This window comes from Acutalibacter sp. 1XD8-33 (assembly GCF_003612555.1).
GTDB lineage: Bacteria > Bacillota > Clostridia > Oscillospirales > Acutalibacteraceae > Acutalibacter.
The window spans coordinates 75,891-94,510 of record NZ_RAZF01000003.1 but is presented as its reverse complement, the minus strand read 5'-3'; the positions used below and the strand labels follow the sequence as shown (position 1 = coordinate 94,510).

Sequence of the window (18,620 nt, the reverse complement as noted above, 5' to 3'; positions counted from 1 at the left end):
GGAAACCGGCGTTTGCTATTTTTAGACGGGAGATGGAGGATATGGATTTGAAATACATCGTGTGGGATTGGAACGGCACCCTGCTGGACGATGTTCCGGTGTGTCTGGCAGTGGAGAATGGGCTGCTGGAACGCCGGGGCCTTCCGCCTTTGACAGCGGAGCGCTACCGGGAGATCTTCACCTTTCCGGTGCGGGACTACTATCAGGCGGCGGGACTGGACCTGGAACGGGAGGATTTCCAGGCGGTGGCCCAGGAGTTTGTGGAGGAGTACAACCGCCGGGCCCGAAGCTGCGGGCTCTGCCCCGGCGCACAGGAAGCCCTGGAGCGGCTGCGGGAAACCGGCTGGCGGCAGATCATCGTCTCGGCCTCGGAGCAGGGGGCGCTGGCGGAACAGACGGAAAACTGTGGAATCAGCGGGTTCTTTGAAGCAATCTTAGGAGTGGGTGACGTGCTGGCCTCGGGCAAGGCCGGGTTGGCCCGGGGCTATTTCCGGAAACAGGGCGTGGACGGGGCCCAGGCGGTTTTCGTGGGAGATACGATCCACGACTGGGAGGTCGCTCAGGAGATGGGGTGCCGGTGCGTGTTGGTGGCCGGCGGGCACCAGAGCCGGGCACGGCTGGAATCTACTGGGGAGAGGGTGTTGGAAAGCCTTCGGGAGCTGCCCCAATATTTTGAGAAATCTCTATAGTTGTGTGGGGGAACTAGGGCGTGTGCGTTAGCTTAATGTGAACACGCCCTAGTTTTTCCCTCGCTCTGAGAGCTTGCCCTCGAACCGGTCTTTCCGGGTGTCGGTGGGTACGGGTGTGGGATAGCCTCCGTCAAAGCAGGCGGTGCAGATACCGGAACTTTTCGCCAGACAGCCCAGCTCCTCCACCGGCAGATAGCCCAAAGAGTCGGCCCCGATGATTTTTGCTGTTTCCTCCACCGTGTGATGGCAGGCGATCAGGCGCTCTTGGGAGTCGATATCTGTGCCATAGTAGCAGGGATGGAGGAAGGGCGGCGCGGAAACCCGCAGATGAATTTCCTTTGCCCCTGCCTCTCGGAGCAGGCCCACGATCCGCCCGCTGGTGGTGCCCCGCACAATAGAATCGTCTACCAGAATCAAACGTTTACCCTGAACCGCCTCCTGGATGGCGCTGAGCTTGATTTTCACCTGATCTACCCGGGCTCCTTGGCCGGGAGAAATAAAGGTGCGGCCAATATATTTGTTTTTGATGAGCCCGATCCCATAGGGGATCCCCGAGGCACGGCTAAACCCTAGGGCAGCGTCCAGGCCAGAATCAGGAACGCCGATCACCAAATCCGCCTGAGCAGGCTTGCGGCGGGCCAGGATTTCTCCTGCTCGCAGACGGGCCCCGTGAACAGAGACGCCGTCCAGGACGGAATCCGGACGGGCAAAATAGATGTATTCGAACACGCAAAGCTTTTTCGGTTTTGTGCCGCAGTGCTCCCGCCGGGAGACGACGCCGTCTGGGCCGAACACCACGATCTCCCCAGGGTCCAGATCCCGCAGGAACCGAGCTCCTACCGCCGTGAGGGCGCAGCTCTCCGAGGCTGCCACATAGACGCCATCCGGGGTGACCCCGTAGCAGAGGGGGCGGAAGCCATAAGGGTCCCGGGCGCAGATGAGCTTTTGGGCGGACATGAGCACCAGGGAGTAGGCCCCGTCCAGATGGTTCATGGCGGCGCTGACCGCCTCCTCAATAGAAGGGGCGCGCAGGCGCTCCTGGGTGACGATATAGGCGATGATTTCCGTGTCGCTGGTGGTGTGGAAAATGGCCCCGGAAAGTTCCAGCCGGTTCCGCAGCGGGGCGGCGTTGCTCAGGTTGCCATTGTGGGCCAGGGCCAGCTTGCCCTTTTGATGGTTGACCTCAATGGGCTGGCAGTTCCGGCGCTCGTTGCCCCCGGTGGTGCCATAGCGCACATGGCCCACCGCCATATTGCCCTGGGGCAGCCGGGAAAGCGCGTCAGGAGAGAAAACCTGGCTGAGAAGGCCTAGGTCCTTATGAGAGGAAAACACGCCGTCGTCATTGATTACCATGCCGCAGCTCTCTTGGCCCCGGTGCTGGAGGGCATAGAGGCCGTAGTAGGTCCGGACGGCGATACTGGAGGTCTGGGGCGCGGCCGCGCCGAACACGCCGCATTCTTCGTGGATGCTCATAGTCATAGCTCCTTTCCAGGTAAAAAAGGCAGAGGCGCCCTGGGAGATCCCAAAAGACGCCTTTGCCTTTTCTATATGATTATATCCTTCCCGGGCCGGAATGTCAAGCGGAAAGCGCGGGGGGAGCTGGAAGTGTTTTTTGGAGTATTGGGAGGCCTCCATGCGCACAGAAGAGTTCGCAAGCGAACTCGCGCGCATTCCGGCAAGGTCGTGGGGTTTCGGTCTCACCTGCCGGTTCGGTCGGTGCTTGACGGTCCCCACAGGGGACCAGCACCCCCACACGACGACCAGCTTAAGACCAGCTGGACCGGTCGATGTTGCCAACTGTAGCATTGCAAGCTAACCAGGGTAAAAGTTTCGTCCACCTTTTCAAAGGTGGTGGGGGACGGGGGGTGAAACCCCCAGCCGCCGGAGGCCGTAAATATCGCCCCCAAATCGTCCCCTAAAAAACCATCAGCCAAAGCCTCTTGACATTCCCCCGAAAATTCGCTATAATATATAATAAACACACTTGAAAATCGGTATATACCAATTTTCAAGCTGGGCGGCACAGCAGTTGCTGCGCTGCCTGGTTCAAAAGAGGTATACCTCTTTTGAACTTCGTTAACTATAAAGCAAATGGACAATGGCGTTCGTTTGGCGTGGGATTGCTGCGTCAAATCGGACGCTTTCTCTTTTGAGGCGCCAGGTTTACACCTTGGGGAAGGGAATTATATCTATGAGATACTCTATTGATGAAGTGATGCAGTTTGTGCAGGAAGAGGACGTGAAGTTTATCCGGCTAGCCTTCTGCGATGTGTTTGGCCGGCAAAAGAATATTTCCATTATGCCGGGAGAACTGCCCAGGGCCTTTGCCTATGGCATCGCCTTTGACGGCTCGGCCATTGCCGGGTTTGGGGATGAAAGCTACTCTGACCTGCTCCTGCACCCGGAGCCGGACACCTTGACGGTGCTGCCCTGGAGGCCGGAGCATGGCAAGGTGGTGCGCATGTTTAGCAGCATCTCCCTTTCTGGCGGCCGCCCCTTTTCCTGTGATACCAGAGAATTCCTCCGGCAGGCAGTGGAGGCAGGGGAAAAGGCCGGGAGAAGGTTTTTCTTTGGGGCAGAGCAGGAGTTCTACCTGTTTGCCCTGGACGAGAACGGCGGGCCCACCCGGACCCCCTACGATCAGGCGGGATATATGGACATCGCCCCCGACGACCGGGGGGAGAACATCCGCCGGGAGATCTGCCTGACCCTGGAGCAGATGGGCATCCGGCCGGAGAGCTCCCACCACGAGGAGGGACCCGGCCAGAACGAGATTGATTTTCGCTATTCGGATCCTATCACTGCGGCAGATAATGCCGCCACCTTCCAGACAGTGGTAAAAACTGTAGCCCGGCGCAACGGCCTCTGGGCGGACTTCTCTCCCAAGCCTCTAGCGGACCAGCCGGGCAACGGATTCCATATTAATCTGTCTTTACAGTCCGAAAATAGCTCTGCCGATTTGTGCCGCATAATTGCTGGAATTCTTAGTAAAGCAGAGGAGATAACCGCGTTTTTGAATCCCACCGAGGCATCCTATCGCCGGTTTGGCGCGGCAAAAGCCCCTAAATACGTCTCCTGGTCCAGCGAGAACCGTTCCCAGCTGGTGCGTATTCCCGCCGGAGAGGGAGAGTACCGCCGGGCGGAGTTGCGGTCTCCGGACCCCGCCGCCAACCCCTATCTGGCTTTCGGACTGCTGATCTACGCGGGGCTATACGGCATTGAAAACCAGCTGGAGCTGCCCATGGTGGCGGACGTCAACCTATATAAAGCTCCGCCGGAGGTGCTGGCTGGCTACCGTCGGCTGCCGGAGGATTGGGAATCCGCCCGCCGGATTGCCCGGGAGAGCGAATTTCTCCGGGCTCATGTGCCGGGAAGAATTCTGGAGAGCTATTGCGGAAGATAAATCCGGAAGGAGGGGACGGGCATGGAGCTGCGGGAGCGGCAATACAGCCTGTTGGCGGTGTCCAAGGCGGAAAAATTCAATATGGCGCTGGAATCCCTTTTGCCCTCGCCGGGCTTCTGCCAGACGCAGTTCGCCGGAGACCTGGGCTCCGCCCGGCGGATTTTGGCCGAGCGGCCCTTCGACTTTGTGCTGGTCAATTCCCCCCTGCCGGACGGGTCCGGGGTGGGGTTCGCGGTGGACGCCTGCGAGAGCCAGGGCACGGTGGCGCTGCTGATCGTGCGGGCGGAGATCCACGAGGAGGTCTATGCCAAGGTGGTGGGGCACGGGGTGTTCACCCTGTCCAGACCCACCTCCAGGCAGGCGGTCTCCCAGGCGGTGCGCTGGATGGCCAGCGCCCGGGAGCGCCTGCGGAAGCTGGAAAAGCGCAGCCTCACCCTGGAGGAGAAGATGGCGGAGATCCGGCTGGTGAACCGGGCCAAATGGCTGCTCATCAACCAAGAGGGTATGGAAGAGCCCCAGGCCCACCGCTTTATAGAGAAGCGCGCCATGGACCTGGGGCTAACAAAGGGTCAGGTTGCACGGGAGATCATCGGGGGACAGGGGGAAGAGCCGGAATAGCGGGGGAGCCCGCCGTCCTCACAGCTGGGGATAGATGTGCTGGAACACCGCCGCCAGCAGCTTCTCCGACTCCCGGCTTTCGGCCACGATGGTGACCACGGCGTTCTTGTCCCGCAGGAGGATGGAGAACTGGCCATACTTGCCGTCCGCCCGGAAGGAGCCCTGGGGGCCGCCCCAGAACAGGTAGCCGTAGCCATAGCTGCCATTGTCCACCTGCTTCTTGGTGGACTCCGCCACCCAGCTCTCCGGCACCAGCTGCCTGCCGTTCCACTGGCCGTTCTGCAGGTAGAGCAGGCCGAACTTGTGGAGCTCGTCCAGGGTGAGGAATAGTCCACCCGCGCCGAAGGTGAGGCCCTGGGGGTCGTTCTCCCAGGTGGGCAGCTGGATGTCCATGGGCTGGAAGAGCCGGGGCATGAGGTAGTGGACCAGATCGCACCCGGCCCGGCGCTGGACAAGAATTCCGGCCAGATAGGGGCCCACGTTGTTGTAGACGAATTTGGTCCCCGGCGGGTCGGTGAAGGGCTGGGCCAGGGCTAGCTTGACCCAGTTGTGTTCGGGATAATAGGGGCGGAAGTCCCCCATAAGGAAGCTCTCCGGCTGGCCCAGGCACATGGTGAGCAGGTCCCGGACCGTGGCCTTCTGGAGGTTTTCGGAGACCTGCTCCGGTAGCTCCTCGGGGAAGGCCTCCGTGAGCTTCTCGTCCAGGGAGAGCAGGCCCTCTTTCAGGGCGATGCCCACGGCGGCGGAGGTGAAGCTCTTGCTGGCGGAATACACGTTCCGGCGGCAGGCGCCCTCCCAGGTGTGGCGGGCGGTTTGGGTCCCGTTCTGGGAGACCACCACGCCTAGGGCCCGCAGGGGCCCGGCGGTTTCGATAAAGGAAGAGAGATCAAGCATAGAGGAGCTCCTTTCTTATTTAATATTATATGGGGGCCTTTGGGGTGCGCTCCCAGCTGACCAGGGTAAAAGTTTTTGATCAAACTTTTTTCAAAAAATTTGTGGGGTTTGGGATGAAACCCCAAGGTCTTGTCCTTCAACACCTGAGAAGCGTATTTTTGGAGGTGAATTGCCGCGCAGCGACAAGAGGAAACTTTTTACAAGAGAAAAAGTTTCCTGGAAACCGGAAGCAGCCAGCGCTAGGCAGCTTTTTGTTCGCTTTGCAAAGGCAAAGCGAAACAGGGGGTCTCGTCTGCCGACTCGGTCGGTTCGCGGCTTGCCTGCCACTGGCAGACACTCACCCCCCCCCCGACGAGGGGCGCTGGTTCCGGTTTCCAGGGGACGCTTTTTGTAAGAGAAAAAGCGTCCCCTCTTGGTGCCTCGCACCAATTCACCCCTGGCAAAAATGCGCTTCTCAGGTGTTAAGGTCAAGGTCAAGACCGTGGGACGTTGTCCCACACCCTACCAGGGGCCTAACGCCCCTGGACCGCGCAATATGTTGTGGCTATGCAAAAACCGTAAAAGCATCACGACGAATGCAATGAGGAGTGACAGTAAAAGTTTCGTCCACCTTTTCAAAGGTGGTGGAGGTTTGGAGGCAACGCCTCCAAGGTCTTAGCTCACTGCGCCAGGGCGAAAACAGTCTCTCCGGTTTCGCTCTTGATTTCCGCCCGGAAGCTGCTGTCGGCGAGGTCGGCCTCCAGCAGGGCCTCCTGGCCCTCACGCCGCCAGCGCAGGGCGATTCTGCTCCCCTGGGCTTCAGCGGAGATCTCTGCATCGGGGGAGAACACCGGCTGGGAGGACCGCATTTTCAGCAGCTCCAGCTGCTTTTGCACCACGGGTTTTTCCAGCCCGGCGGCGATGTCCTCCAGGCTCAGATTGGTGCGGTTGATCTCCTTGTGGCCTCCAGCCCCGGCCCGCTCCATGGCGGCGTAGTCGTTCTTCCCGGCGAACAGATCCAGATACCACACCTGGGGCTTGCCGGGCATGAAGAGCTGGATGGCCCGGGCCAGAAGCATCCGGCGGTCGTCCTCTCCCAGGGCGCTGTAGTAAGTGGCGTTCACCTGATAGTACACGTTCTTGGCCCCGTGCAGGTCCTTCACAAAGCCGCCCCGGGACACCAGGGTCTGGATCAGGCCCTGGATGCGCTCCTCGGGCAGCAGGCCCTTCAGGTCCAGGAGGGGGATGCCGTCGTGGCAGCCCAGCATGTTCACGGTGAGCATGTTTTTCTCTGTAATCTCGTTGGCCCAGGCGATGAGGGCCTGGCCGTTCTGCTGCTCGAAGGCGTCCAGCAGGAGGCCCGGCAGGAAGAAGTCGTAGACCATGTACCCCTTCTCCGCGATGGTCCGGTAGGTGCCCTCCTCGTAGCTCGCGTGGATCTCCGGCAGCAGGGTGACCCCGTGGGGCTTGGCCAGCTGGGCGATTTTGTCCAGGAGGTCCCAGGTGCCGGGCTCGTTGAGGAAGTTCCGGGAGCCCACCTCCTTGGGGGCATAGGCGAAGGCGTCCAGCCGGACGATCTTCGCCCCGTAGCCCGCCAGGGCGTCCAGGGTATCCTTATAGAAATCCCACACCAGGGGGGACTTGATGTTCAGGTCCATCTGGCCTAGGTAGTGCTTTTTCCCGGCCTCGTCCGTGGTGACCTCCTGGTAGAAGGTGTTCCAATAAGGAGCGCTGGAGCCATCGGCGAAGTCCACCATGAGAAGAGGCAGGCCGGGCTTACGGAAGAACATGTCCTTCAGATACTCCTCACGGGGCTGGAGGATGCCGTCCGGGCCGATCTCCCCGCAGCCCGCCCAGAACTGGTTCCAGGGGATGAAGAAGTCCTTATATTCCGAGGCCGCGCCCTTTTCCACCAGATCTTGGAACTGGGGGGAGAGCACGGAGAGGTGGTTGAGGATGAAATCCAGCTTCAGGTCCATGCCCATGTCCCGCAGGGCGGCAAGGTCCTCTTCCCGGGCGGTGTCCCCGTTGAGGCCGTAGTCCTGGACGGAGAAGCCCCGGTCCAGGTCCGTGTGGAAGAGGCTGGGCAGGATGTAGAAGGAGGTGAAGGCCTCCTTCAGCTTAGGAGAGCCCAGAAGGGCGGCGGCCTCCTGGAGAGAGCCGCCCAGGCTGTCGGGGTAGGCGTTGAGCATGGGGCCGAAATTGAGAGAATGGTTTTTCATGAGGATCGCTCCCTTGATTTGGATTTCGTTTGGGCCTGCGGTTTTGGGGACGCTTGCCGCTGGCTGGTTCCGGTATTCAGGAAACTTTTTCTCTTGTAAAAAGTTTCCTCTTGCCGCTGCGCGGCAATTCACCTTCAAAAATACGCTTCTCAGGTGTTAAGGTCAAGGGCAAGACCTTGGAGGCGCTGCCTCCAAACCACCGCAACCTTTGAAAAGGTTGACGAAACTTTTACGGTTGTTAGGTTAGCGTGTCAAACAACATAAAACCTTCACGACGAATGAAATGAGGAGTGACATTACGCGGTCAAGGGGCGTTAGGCCCCTTGCGGAGGTGTGGAGGCAGAGCCTCCACGGTCTTACCGGTTGGCGTCCATTTGCGCCTTGAACTGGTCGTAGCTGATAATCTTCCCGGCCTTGGAGAGGATGATCCGCGCGGCGTGGGCACGGGCCTCCAGCTTGGCCTGTTCCAGCTCCAGCACCATGGCGATGAAGGGGGTGTCTGTGTTGGCGTCTCTGGCCCGGAGCAGGCGGTATTCCCGGGTTTCGGCGGGGGTGCTGTTCAGCAGGATGGGAATGTCCACCCCTTGGAACTTCCCGCTGTTGCCGTGGGTCCACTCCAGGATGATCACCGACACGCCGGTAAAGTCCTTCTCGTCAAACCACAGGGCGGTCTCCTCCCGGCCCAGGCGCTTCAGCCACAGCTTGTTCTCCCCCTTCTTGAAGGCCGTCAGCACGCTCTCCAGCCGGTCGTACTCCTGTTCCACGGGGTTGCCCAGGTATTGGTCTAGCTCCTTGCGGCCCGCCGCCTGATAGACCTCCATCCAGGGGTAAGCCTCGGCCTGCTTGGGCTGGGGATCCAGCCCTTCCTCTTGCAGATTCTTCAGAACCTCGGCGGTCTCCGGGGTATAGAGCCCTTCCGCTACCAGGGCGTCCACCCCCGCCGCCCGGAAGATCCGGAAGCGCTCGGCGTCGTTCAGGCTGGGAATACGCCGGGGGTAGTTGTCCCCGGAGAGGGTGTAGGCCCCCACGCCCAGCTGGTTCAGGTAGAACGCCAGCAGGGAGGAGATGCCGGTTTTGCCCACGCCGCTGCCGCCGCACACGGTGATTACCGCCCGGCGGCTGGGGTTTTTCTCCATGGCCTCCCGGAGCATGGGGAGGATTTTGGGAAAGAGGGTGTTGGCCTTCTCGATCTGCTGGGGCCCGATCCATATTTTATCCCCAGGCGTGTCCCCCTGAGGGATGTCCTCGGGGACCTGGGGCGGCTGCCAATTCAATTCTGCTTGTTTCATTGCTTCTAAGGGATTCATACCAGCGCATCCTTCCTATATGATGAATTCTATACTTATTATACAATTAACCAGCGGCACAATGCAATAGAAAATTGGGAGGAAACGGAAAAATATCCAGGTGGGGTCCTTGGCCGGGCCAGAGGTGGGGCAGGAATTTTTGCCATAGATATTGCCAGTCCGGCGAGATTATGTTACACTAGATACAAGGAGACCGGGCGGAGCGGGCCGGCGGCTACACCGCCGGGTTCAAAAGAGATATACCTCTTTTGAACCGCGTTAACTATAAGGAGCAAAGATTATGAGCGTGAAACTGTCCGTAATCATTCCTCTGTATAATTGTGAGAAATATATTGGCGCCTGCCTGAACTCGGTGATGGAGCAGACGTTTTCAGACTGGGAAGCCCTGGTAGTGGATGACGGCTCCACGGACGGCAGCGGGGAGATCTGTCGGGCGTTGGCCGAAAAGGACCGTAGGATCCGGCTGATTTCCCAGGAGAACCGGGGCGTTTCCACCGCCAGAAACCGGGCCATGGACGAGGCCCGGGGGGAGTATCTGTTCTTTTTGGATAGCGACGACGCTATTCATCCCCGGCTGCTGGAAGAGTTGGTTCAAAAGGCGGAGGAAACTGGGGTGGAACTGGCATTCTCATATACGGTGAAGCTGAACGATGGAGACATGGAGGGGGCTTTCCGGAGCCGGGAAGAGCCCTCCTGGCGGCTGGGCGAGGGTTCCGAGGTCCGGCGGTGGTTTTTTCAGTCTAGCGAGCAGGGGGTCCAGCTGCGGCAGATGGGAGGGAAATTTCTCTCAAGAAAGCTGCTTTCCGGGCTTCGCTTTGAGAAGGGCCTGCTTCAGGGAGAGGACACCCTTTTCCTTTACCGGCTGGTCCAGAAGGACCCCCGGACCCTCTGTCTGGAGAATCCCTGGTATGTCTACCGGATGAGGGCGGGAAGCCTTACTCACTCCTTGGGTCCCCAAAGCCTGGATGCCAGCCGGAAGGTGTTCCAGATCATCCGAGAGGAAGAGGGCCGCGCAGGGGAGAGGGCCAATGCGGTGGCCGGGCATCAGATGCTGCTGGGACTTCTCCTCTCTAAAATGGAGCTGGCGGCGGACCATCCTGGGCAGAAGGCGGCTTTCACCACCTTGCGGGAGATGGTTCGAGAAGAACGAAAGCATTCCCTCTATCGGGAGATTCACTGGACAGGCAGAACCGGCGCGGTTACTGCCATATACTGCTGGCCCCTCCACCGAATCATGAAGTGGGGTGGGAGAATGCTGGGCAAAGTCCGGAAAAAGGAGGGCTGAGCATGGACGTGGGCATTCTGACCTTTCATTGCGTCAACAACGTGGGGGCGCTGCTCCAGGCCTACGGCCTGAAACGGTACCTGGCAGACCAGGGCGCGCAGGCGGAGATCATTCCCTATGAGCCGCCCTTTCTCACCGGGCATGTAGGCCCCTTCCCCTACGTGCAGCCCAGGGTCCTCCTGCGCAATTTCTGGTACGTGAGCAAAGTCCTGAACGGGCTGAAAAATTTCTACCGGAGAGAGAAGCCTCTAGCCTCTGCCGGAGGAAGCATGGCGGCCTTTCAGAGGGAATTCCTGCTGGAGGGGAACCGGAAGAAAATCCGCTCGTTCTGGGGCCTGGGCCGGGCGGACTGCCAAATTCTGCTGGCGGGTAGCGACCAGATCTGGAACCCGGAGATCACCTACGGCCTGCGCCGGGCCTATTTCGGCGCATTTTGGAACAGGCATATCCGGAAAGCAGCCTCCTACGCGGCCAGCATGGGCCGCACGGAACTCCCCGAAAAATATGAGAAGAAATTCGCCCGCCTGCTCTCCCATGTGGACGCGGTCTCCCTGCGGGAGGCGGGGGCGCTCCCCTTTGTCCGGCGGATGGGCAGGGAGGCGCGGGCCGTGCTGGATCCGGTGTTTCTGCCCGGCCGGGCGGTCTGGGAGGAGATCGAAAAGCCCCCGGAAAGGGCGGGGTTCATTTTGCTCTATCAGGTCCAGGGGAACCCGGAGATGGTGGCCCTGGCGGAACGGCTCTCCCGGGAGAAGGGCCTGCCGGTGGTGCAGCTCCAGGCCTACGGGGACTTTGAAAATGGCTTTGAGGTGGACCGGGCCGCCGGACCGCGGGAGTTCCTGGGGTACCTCCACCGGGCGGACTACGTAGTGACCAACTCCTTTCACGGCGTGGCCTTCAGCTTGATCTACGAGAAGCGGTTCGCGGCCTTTTCCCACAGCCGGTACGGGGCCAGGATCCAGAGTGTGCTGGAGGCCTTTGGGCTGGAGGGCCGGCTTTTCCCGGTCGGGACGGACGTGGACGCCCCCATCGACTGGCGGGCCGCGTGGGAGAAGGGAGGAGAGAGCGTCCGGGCCTCCAAGGCCTTTCTGGAGCGGGAGGTGCTCCGGGGTCTTGGATGATATGGGCGCGTGGGTGCGCCCGCTGGCTGGTTGCGGAGCACCACGTCAAGCGGGTGAATTGGCTACGTGCTTCCGCCTAGAGCTGGCCTTCTCTGGGGCCCAAGGGATGTTGGCTTTGCATATGCAAAGCCAAACAGGGGACCCCCGACGAGGGTCCCCTACGCAAAACGTCCCACTGGGACGTTTATGCTACCCTCCTGCGTTGTTTTCTCAGGTGTTAAGGTCAAGGGAAAGACCTTGGAGGCGCTGCCTCCAAACCACCGCAACCTTTGAAAAGGTTGACGAAACTTTTACCCTGGTTAGCTGGGTGAAAACATCAAAACGTTCACGACGAATGAAATGAGGAGTGACATTGCGCGGTCAAGGGGCGGAAAACTTGGCTTGCCAAGTTTCGGCCCCATTGCAGGGGTGTGGGGGCGCTGGTCCCCGGTGGGGACTGTCAAGCGCCGACCGAGCCGGCAGGCGAGACAGAGTCCCCACGGTCTTGGAGGAATTCATGGAGCTTTACACAGAAAAAGCCGCCTGCTGCGGCTGCGGGGCCTGCGAGGCTGTCTGCCCGGCGGGGGCCATTCAAATGAAACCAGATAAAGAGGGCTTTGCCTATCCCCAGGTGGACGCCGCCCGGTGCACCGGCTGCGGCCGTTGCGAGGCCGTCTGTCCGGTGAAGCACCCGGAGCCCGTCACCGGAGAGCGGCTCTATTTCGGCGCACAGGCCCTGGACTCCGCCACGCGGGAGGCCAGCTCCTCCGGGGGGCTTTTCCCGGTTCTGGCGGAGTTTGTGCTGAAGCGGCAGGGCTCGGTGTTCGGGGCGGCGTTCGCTGAGGGGATGGCCGTGGTCCATCGGGAGGCCCGGACTTCCGGCGAGCTGGGTGCCCTCAAAAAAACAAAATACGTCCAGAGCAATCTCACCGGCGTGTTCGTCCAGGTGGAAACCCGCCTCCGAGAGGGCCGCTGGGTGCTCTTTGTGGGCACACCCTGTCAGGTTCAGGCCCTGCGGCTGTTTTTGGGCCGGGAGGAGCCCCGGCTGCTCCTGGCGGATCTGGTCTGTTTCGGTACGCCCTCCCCAGGCCTCTGGGGGAAGTACGTGGGCAGCCTGGAGCGCCGGCACAAGGGGAAGCTGACCTCCTTCTCCTTCCGGGACAAGCGGGCCGGGGACAGCGGCCGCACCCGGGCCTATACAGTGGACGGCCAGGAGTACGCCTGCCCCTTGGGCCGGGACCACTTCGGGCGGCTGTTCTTCGGGGCGTTCACCCTGCGGCCCGCCTGCTACCGGTGCCGGTTCACCCGCACAGAGCGGGGCGGCGACTTCACTCTGGGGGACTTCTGGGGCATCGAGAAGGTCCGCCCGGACTGGGACGACGGCATGGGAACCTCCCTCCTCATCCTACACACGGAAAAGGCCCGGCGGGTCTGGGAGGAGCTGAAGGGCGGGCTGCGCTGGTTCCCCTGCGAAAAAAAGGACCTGATGCAGCCCAGGCTTCTGGCCCCTACGGAGCGCCCCAAGGCACGGGGCCTCTTCATGGGGGCCAGCCGGGTTCTGCCGGGTGCCCTGGCACTCCGGGCCTCCTTCTTCTGGGCGGCGCTGGAAAAGGTGCTTCATTGGGGGGCGTGGCGGGAACGGGTCCTCTACCGCCACTGGAACAAGCTCCGCCTTGGAGGGGGAGAGGCGACCCTCCTGGCCTCTAACTGCGTGGGGACCATCATCTATTACGACATGGGCCTGCGGTATCTGAGCCCCACCACCAATCTGGCTATCCCCATGAAGGACTTCGTGAAGCTGGCGGAGAACCCCCGGCGGTACATGGAGCTGGAGCTTCGGGAGCTCCGGGACAGGGAGGCCACATGCCCGGTGGGAATGCTGGGGGACGTGCGGATCAACTTCGTCCACTACGACTCCTTCTCCCAGGCGGCGGCCAAGTGGGAGGAGCGCAAAAAGCGGATCTGCTGGGACAATCTGGTGCTGATGGGCACGGAGCGGAGCGATTGCGACTATGAGACCCTCCGGCGCTTCGACAGCCTGCCTGGGAAAAAGGTGGTCTTTACCCAGCGGGAGTACCCGGAGTTCGCCTCGGCCTTCTGGATTCGGGGTTTTTCAGAGGAGCCGGAGCTGGGAGTCATCACCAATTACCGGCCTGGGATCCTGTCCCGGCGCTATCTGGAGCAGTTTGATTATCCGGCCTTTCTGGCATCCCGAGACGGTAGGCCGGCGAAGAATTTCAGAAGGAGGGGATAATCGATGCGGGAGTTTGTGCCTGGGCTGGTGTCCGTGGTGACGCCGGTGTACAACGGAGAGGGGCATCTTGCCCGGATGCTGGACTCCGTCCTGGCCCAGACCTACCCCTCCATCCAGATGATTCTGGCGGACGACGGCTCCACGGACGGCACCCTAGCCCTGGCGGAGGGCTACCGGGAGCGGTTCGCGACTCGGGGCTATGGCTATGAGATCGTCCATGGGGAGCACAGCTGCGCGGCGGGGGCCATGAATCTGGGCCTGCCCTGGGTCCGGGGGGAGTACCTGATCTGGCCGGACAGCGACGACGTACTGGAGCCGGAGTCCGTGGCGGTGCGGGTGGAGTTTCTCCGCTCCCGCCCGGAGTACCACTGCGTCCGCTCCCTGCCCTATTACGTGGACGGCGCCACCGGGAAGCCCGCGCCCGCACGGGATGAATCCTTCGGCGACCTCTCTAGAGAGCGGCTTTTCTGGGATATACTCTGGTCGCGGACCTTTGTGTGCTGCGGGTGCTACATGCTGGAATCCGCCCGCTTTTTCCAGATCTACCCGGAAAGCCGGATCCCTGTGTACCCGGTGGGCCAGAACTTCCAGATGCTGTTGCCCTATCTCTACCGCTATCCCTGCCCCACCATACAGAGGGAGCTTTACGGAGTCTGGCAGCGGTCGGGGAGCCATTCTCGCCAGCCCCTCACAAGGGAGCAGGAGGACGAGAAATACCGGGCCTATGAGGCCATGACGGATGAGATCGCGGAGATCTGCGGGATGGAGAAAAAGGAGCGCGCCGGGATTCTGGAATGGCAGCTCCACAGAAGAGTGGGGTTGGCCGTTAGGCAGCGGGATTGGGGCCGGACCGCAAAAGCGTTATTCCAGATGCGGCGGCTGGGGCTCAGAAAGAGGTGCGCTTATTTGGACAGAATCCTGATTTCGTGTATCAAATGGCGCCTGCGGGGGCTCAATCCAAAAAGGAGGGGGCAGAAGTGATTTCGGTTATCATTCCTGTCTACAATATGGAACAATATCTGGGGCGTTGTGTGGATTCGGTGTTGGGATCCGCCTTCCGGGACTTTGAGGTGATTTTGGTGGACGATGGTTCCACCGACGGCTGCGGGGAAATCTGCAAGTCCTACGCCCAAAAGGACGGTCGGGTGAAGTATATCCACCAGGAGAACCAGGGGGTTTCCGCAGCCAGAAACCGGGGGCTGGAAGAGGCTGTGGGGGAGTGGGTTGTCTTTGCGGACGCGGACGACTACATCTCTCCGGATTTTCTTTCCCTTGTGGATCGGGAGGAATACTGCCAGTATGACCTGCTGTTGTTTGACTATTTTCCTTTGAAAGAGAGGGGCTGGAAAAAGAGGCGTCCAGGCCGGAAAGAGCCGGTGGTATATTCCGGCGAGGCCATTGCCAGAGAGTTCACCGAGAAAATGCTGCGGTTCCAGTCTTTGGAGCCAGGCTGCCGGGCTGCGTTGGCGTTTCCCTGGGGAAAAGCCTATAGGAGAGGATTGATAGAACGGTCACAGATCCGCTTTGCTCGAGAGATCGGGTTTAGCGAGGATTTGCTTTTTAATATGGAATACTGGCAGGCTATGAAATCTTGCTTGTATATTCCCAAGACAGTATATCTTCTGCAATCGCACATGAGCTCTGCCACACGCCGCTATAATCCCCACCGGTTAGCCCACCACATACGGATGGAAGCTGAGATAAAGCGGATTTTGCAACGGGGCGGAATGTTTTTACAGCTGGAAGAATACTTCTATATTCACGCCCTCAGCATGATAGTGTACGTGTTGCTCTCTGATGCCTTTGATCCACGCAGCCGGATGAAATTTGAGGAGAGCCGCGCCGTCTGCGAGGAAATCCGGGTAAATGAGATTTTCCGGGAGGCCCTTCAGTACAATCGGAAAAACCCAATCTTAAAAAGCCGGATTGCTATTTTCTTGTTCCAGCGGAGATGGTATCATATGCTGAAAGCCGTCTGCTGGGGCGGATACTTCTTTCAGCGCTATATCAAGCGCGCCTGACCGGCGCTGTTTCCAAAAGCCCCTGCCGGAGAGGGGCTTTTTTGTATGGTTCATTAAGTTCATTTACTATAGTTATGGTTGGCCTCCAGGGGCCGGGCAATCGCCGCTGCCGATTACCGCCGCCACACAGTATTTTGCTTAAAAATGCGCTTTTTTCCAGGTTTTTCTTCCATTTTAGCTTCAAATATGCTATAATACCCCGGTATATGTGAAATTGCGAGGTGATCGCCATGCTCCACTCCTTTGCCAGTGACTGCCACAATCATTCGGCCTGTTCTCCAGATGGCCGCCATACTCCCGCCGCCATGCTGGCCCGGGCACGGGAACTTGGCCTCTATGCGTACACTCTGACGGACCACTGTGAGTGCCAGGAATATTGGGAAAAATACCGGGAAAGGGCCCAGACGGCCTTTGGGGCCATGGAGGCCCTGGCCCCGGAGGAAATCCGGTTTTGCCGGGGCCTGGAATTAGGCCAACCCCTGCAGGACCTGTCTGGGGCGGAGGACGCAGTGAAGCGTTTTCCCTATGATTTCGTCATAGGGTCCCTGCACAACCTGGAAAATCGGGAGGATTTCTATTTTCTGGACTGTACCCGGATGCCCTTGGAGGAAATTCATGGCCTTTTGCGGGAGTATTGGCGGGAGCTCCTGGAAATGATATCCTGGGGCGGGTTCGACTCCCTGGGGCATCTCACCTATCCCCTGCGGTATATCCAGGGGGAGCAGGGGATCTCTATTGACCTGCATCCCCACAAAGAGGCCATTGACCAGGTGTTTTTAGCACTGATCCAGAAGGAAATCGCCCTGGAGGTGAACACCTCCGGGCTGCGGCAGAAGCTGGGGCGCACTATGCCGGACCTTCCCCTGCTCGCTCGTTACCGGGAGTTAGGAGGGCGGTTGGCGACCTTGGGCTCCGATGCCCACTGCACAGAGGATTTGGGCGGAGGGATTGACGAGGGGATGGGGCTGCTCAAAGAGGCGGGCTTTACGGAGTTCGCCATATATGAAAAACGGCGGCCTGTGATGCTGCCTTTGGAGTGAGGCGGCGGGCAAGCTGCGTTCTGATTGGAAGGGCCTCTACCAGCAGATCGGAGAGGAAATTATACATTTTATGTCGAATCAGGTGAAGTGAAAACGAGAGGAGCGCCAATATGGCAATGGAACAGATCTTAGAACTTTTGCAGGATGAAGCCAAGCTCAGTGCAAATCAGCTGGCGGTTATGCTGGGGGAAACAGAAGAAAATGTGCGGAAGGCCATCGCGCGGTATGAGCGGGAGGGCGTGATTAACGGATACCATGCGCTGATTAACTGGGAGCGTACGGAAACCCAGAAAGCCACGGCCTTAATCGAGCTGCGGGTTTCCCCGCAGAAGGACACGGGCTTCGATGAGATCGCCGGCCGGGTGATGAATTTTCCAGAGGTGGAAAGCGTGTACCTCATGTCTGGAGGATATGATCTGGCTGTTACAGTGGCTGGCCGGACAATGCAGGATATTGCCATGTTTGTTTCAAAGCGCCTGGCAACCATCGACGGCGTGCTGTCCACGGCTACCCATTTTGTGCTGACCAAGTATAAGGATGGCGGCGTGATCTTTAACAGCGACTATGAGGAAATCGACGAGAGAGGAAGCAACCTTTGTGATTGACTATGATAAACTGATGAATTCTACCGCGAAGCGGATCAAGCCCTCGGGGATCCGCAAGTTTTTCGATATTGCCCACGAGATGGAGGATGTGATCTCCCTTTCTGTGGGTGAGCCGGACTTTCACACCCCCTGGCATATACGGGAAGCAGGAATCGCGTCTTTGGAGAAGGGGCGCACCCGCTATACGCCCAACCGGGGCTTTATGCAGCTGCGCACAGAGATCGCCCGTTTTCTGGCCCGGCATTACGGCGTGGAATATGAGCCGGAAAGCCAAGTGCTTGTCACCGTGGGGGGGTCCGAGGCCATTGACCTGTGCGTGCGCAGTCTGGTGAATCCAGGGGAAGAGGTCCTCATCCCAGAGCCCAGCTTTGTGTGCTATGTGCCCATCACCCAGATGGCGGGGGGCGTACCGGTTATCATTGAAACAGGACCGGAAAACGGCTTCAAGCTCACGGCGGAGCAGCTGGAAGCCAAGATTACGGACCGGACAAAACTGCTGATTCTGCCCTACCCCAACAACCCCACCGGTGCCGTGATGAGCCGGGAGGACCTGGCGGAAATTGCCCAGGTAGTGGAACGCCACAACCTGCTGGTGCTCTCTGATGAGATCTATGCCGCCCTCACCTATACCAGGGAGGGGCATGTGACCTTTGCCTCCCTGCCGGGAATGTGGGAGCGGACCGTGGTGGTGAACGGCTTCTCCAAGGCTCACTCCATGACCGGCTGGAGGCTGGGCTACGCGGCCGGACCCAAGGAGATCATCTCTCTGATGACCAAGCTCCACCAGTTTGCGATTATGAGCGCGCCTACCACCAGCCAGTATGCGGCCATTGAGGCTCTAAAAAATGGCGACGAGGATATCGCCTATATGCGCGGCCAGTATGACATGCGCCGCAGGCTGATCGTGGACGGGCTAAACAATATGGGTCTGAAATGCTTTGAGCCGGAAGGTGCCTTTTATGTGTTTCCATCCGTAAAGTCAACCGGCTTGACATCTATGGAGTTTAGTGAAAAGCTCATTTATGGGAAGCATGTGGCGGTGGTGCCGGGAGACGCTTTTGGGGCCAGTGGAGAAGGATTTGTGCGGATTTCCTACTCCTATTCCATCAAGCATATTACGGAGGCCCTAAACCGGATGGAGGCTTTTTTGGCAGAGCTGTAAAGAAGTTTAGCGTTACAATATGGCGCGAATGAAACCCAAGATTT

16 protein-coding genes are annotated in these 18,620 nt (G+C 59.6%); 12 read left to right on the top strand and 4 right to left on the bottom strand.

The genetic code is table 11. From position 1 onward, the window contains the following. Positions 1-41: 41 nt before the first annotated feature. Positions 42-689, top strand: coding sequence for an HAD family hydrolase (locus tag D7X94_RS03595; protein WP_158590879.1), 648 nt, complete (start codon positions 42-44; stop codon positions 687-689). A gap of 48 nt (positions 690-737) precedes the next feature. Here D7X94_RS03595 and purF read toward each other — a convergent pair whose 3' ends face one another. Continuing rightward, positions 738-2,162: an amidophosphoribosyltransferase gene (gene purF, locus D7X94_RS03590; protein ID WP_120426487.1), complete on the bottom strand. Its 1,425-nt coding sequence runs from the start codon at positions 2,160-2,162 to the stop codon at positions 738-740. 718 nt (positions 2,163-2,880) lie between these two features. On the opposite strand from purF, the gene D7X94_RS03585 reads away from it, so the two are divergent. Both D7X94_RS03585 and D7X94_RS03580 read left to right on the top strand, forming a co-directional pair. Further along, positions 2,881-4,092, top strand: a complete 1,212-nt coding sequence (locus D7X94_RS03585; protein WP_120426331.1) for a glutamine synthetase family protein — start codon at positions 2,881-2,883, stop codon at positions 4,090-4,092. 21 nt (positions 4,093-4,113) lie between these two features. Beyond that, on the top strand, positions 4,114-4,710 hold the full coding sequence (locus tag D7X94_RS03580) for an ANTAR domain-containing response regulator (protein WP_120426330.1): 597 nt from the start codon (positions 4,114-4,116) through the stop codon (positions 4,708-4,710). 18 nt (positions 4,711-4,728) lie between these two features. Here D7X94_RS03580 and D7X94_RS03575 read toward each other — a convergent pair whose 3' ends face one another. Beyond that, positions 4,729-5,604 (bottom strand): serine hydrolase domain-containing protein, encoded by an 876-nt coding sequence (locus tag D7X94_RS03575; RefSeq protein ID WP_120426329.1) that lies wholly within the window; start codon positions 5,602-5,604, stop codon positions 4,729-4,731. A 659-nt stretch (positions 5,605-6,263) separates the two neighbouring features. Then, positions 6,264-7,805 (bottom strand): alpha-amylase family glycosyl hydrolase, encoded by a 1,542-nt coding sequence (locus tag D7X94_RS03570; protein ID WP_120426485.1) that lies wholly within the window; start codon positions 7,803-7,805, stop codon positions 6,264-6,266. Between the two features lie 29 nt (positions 7,806-7,834). On the opposite strand from D7X94_RS03570, the gene D7X94_RS18850 reads away from it, so the two are divergent. Next, the gene (locus D7X94_RS18850) at positions 7,835-8,017 is read left to right on the top strand and encodes a hypothetical protein (RefSeq protein ID WP_207667177.1); all 183 of its coding nucleotides are present in this window, start codon (positions 7,835-7,837) and stop codon (positions 8,015-8,017) included. A 144-nt stretch (positions 8,018-8,161) separates the two neighbouring features. Here the strand turns inward: D7X94_RS18850 and D7X94_RS03565 are convergent, their stop codons facing one another. Next, positions 8,162-9,112 carry an adenylylsulfate kinase gene (locus tag D7X94_RS03565; RefSeq protein WP_120426328.1) on the bottom strand — a complete coding sequence of 317 codons (951 nt, stop codon included), beginning with the start codon at positions 9,110-9,112 and terminating at the stop codon, positions 8,162-8,164. A gap of 280 nt (positions 9,113-9,392) precedes the next feature. Between D7X94_RS03565 and D7X94_RS03560 the strand changes: the two genes are divergently transcribed. The 8 genes from D7X94_RS03560 to D7X94_RS03520 all read left to right on the top strand — a co-directional run bounded on the left by D7X94_RS03560 (position 9,393) and on the right by D7X94_RS03520 (position 18,576). Further along, positions 9,393-10,397, top strand: a complete 1,005-nt coding sequence (locus D7X94_RS03560; protein ID WP_120426327.1) for a glycosyltransferase family 2 protein — start codon at positions 9,393-9,395, stop codon at positions 10,395-10,397. 2 nt (positions 10,398-10,399) lie between these two features. Then, complete coding sequence (locus D7X94_RS03555; protein ID WP_120426326.1) at positions 10,400-11,515, top strand: polysaccharide pyruvyl transferase family protein; 1,116 nt, start codon at positions 10,400-10,402, stop codon at positions 11,513-11,515. 496 nt (positions 11,516-12,011) lie between these two features. Continuing rightward, positions 12,012-13,748, top strand: a complete 1,737-nt coding sequence (locus D7X94_RS03550; protein WP_120426325.1) for a DUF1919 domain-containing protein — start codon at positions 12,012-12,014, stop codon at positions 13,746-13,748. A gap of 3 nt (positions 13,749-13,751) precedes the next feature. Further along, positions 13,752-14,729, top strand: coding sequence for a glycosyltransferase family A protein (locus tag D7X94_RS03545; protein WP_120426324.1), 978 nt, complete (start codon positions 13,752-13,754; stop codon positions 14,727-14,729). Then, positions 14,726-15,769, top strand: a complete 1,044-nt coding sequence (locus D7X94_RS03540) for a glycosyltransferase family 2 protein (RefSeq protein WP_199714998.1) — start codon at positions 14,726-14,728, stop codon at positions 15,767-15,769. The genes D7X94_RS03545 and D7X94_RS03540 overlap by 4 nt, the downstream gene beginning before the upstream one ends. Positions 15,770-15,999: 230 nt before the next feature. Continuing rightward, positions 16,000-16,809 (top strand): histidinol-phosphatase HisJ family protein, encoded by an 810-nt coding sequence (locus tag D7X94_RS03530; RefSeq protein ID WP_120426322.1) that lies wholly within the window; start codon positions 16,000-16,002, stop codon positions 16,807-16,809. A 116-nt stretch (positions 16,810-16,925) separates the two neighbouring features. After that, complete coding sequence (locus D7X94_RS03525) at positions 16,926-17,414, top strand: Lrp/AsnC family transcriptional regulator (RefSeq protein WP_120426481.1); 489 nt, start codon at positions 16,926-16,928, stop codon at positions 17,412-17,414. Continuing rightward, complete coding sequence (locus tag D7X94_RS03520; RefSeq protein WP_279221751.1) at positions 17,410-18,576, top strand: pyridoxal phosphate-dependent aminotransferase; 1,167 nt, start codon at positions 17,410-17,412, stop codon at positions 18,574-18,576. Before D7X94_RS03525 ends, D7X94_RS03520 begins: the two co-directional genes overlap by 5 nt. The last annotated feature ends 44 nt before the right edge of the window (positions 18,577-18,620 follow it).

What these genes read in the sequence shown, in the direction of transcription:
- D7X94_RS03595 (WP_158590879.1), top strand. Translation starts at nt 42, where the DNA reads ATGGATTTGAAATACATCGTGTGGGATTGGAACGGCACCCTGCTGGAC.
- purF (WP_120426487.1), bottom strand. Translation starts at nt 2,162, where the DNA reads ATGAGCATCCACGAAGAATGCGGCGTGTTCGGCGCGGCCGCGCCCCAG.
- D7X94_RS03585 (WP_120426331.1), top strand. Translation starts at nt 2,881, where the DNA reads ATGAGATACTCTATTGATGAAGTGATGCAGTTTGTGCAGGAAGAGGAC.
- D7X94_RS03580 (WP_120426330.1), top strand. Translation starts at nt 4,114, where the DNA reads ATGGAGCTGCGGGAGCGGCAATACAGCCTGTTGGCGGTGTCCAAGGCG.
- D7X94_RS03575 (WP_120426329.1), bottom strand. Translation starts at nt 5,604, where the DNA reads ATGCTTGATCTCTCTTCCTTTATCGAAACCGCCGGGCCCCTGCGGGCC.
- D7X94_RS03570 (WP_120426485.1), bottom strand. Translation starts at nt 7,805, where the DNA reads ATGAAAAACCATTCTCTCAATTTCGGCCCCATGCTCAACGCCTACCCC.
- D7X94_RS03565 (WP_120426328.1), bottom strand. Translation starts at nt 9,112, where the DNA reads ATGAATCCCTTAGAAGCAATGAAACAAGCAGAATTGAATTGGCAGCCG.
- D7X94_RS03560 (WP_120426327.1), top strand. Translation starts at nt 9,393, where the DNA reads ATGAGCGTGAAACTGTCCGTAATCATTCCTCTGTATAATTGTGAGAAA.
- D7X94_RS03555 (WP_120426326.1), top strand. Translation starts at nt 10,400, where the DNA reads ATGGACGTGGGCATTCTGACCTTTCATTGCGTCAACAACGTGGGGGCG.
- D7X94_RS03550 (WP_120426325.1), top strand. Translation starts at nt 12,012, where the DNA reads ATGGAGCTTTACACAGAAAAAGCCGCCTGCTGCGGCTGCGGGGCCTGC.
- D7X94_RS03545 (WP_120426324.1), top strand. Translation starts at nt 13,752, where the DNA reads ATGCGGGAGTTTGTGCCTGGGCTGGTGTCCGTGGTGACGCCGGTGTAC.
- D7X94_RS03530 (WP_120426322.1), top strand. Translation starts at nt 16,000, where the DNA reads ATGCTCCACTCCTTTGCCAGTGACTGCCACAATCATTCGGCCTGTTCT.
- D7X94_RS03525 (WP_120426481.1), top strand. Translation starts at nt 16,926, where the DNA reads ATGGAACAGATCTTAGAACTTTTGCAGGATGAAGCCAAGCTCAGTGCA.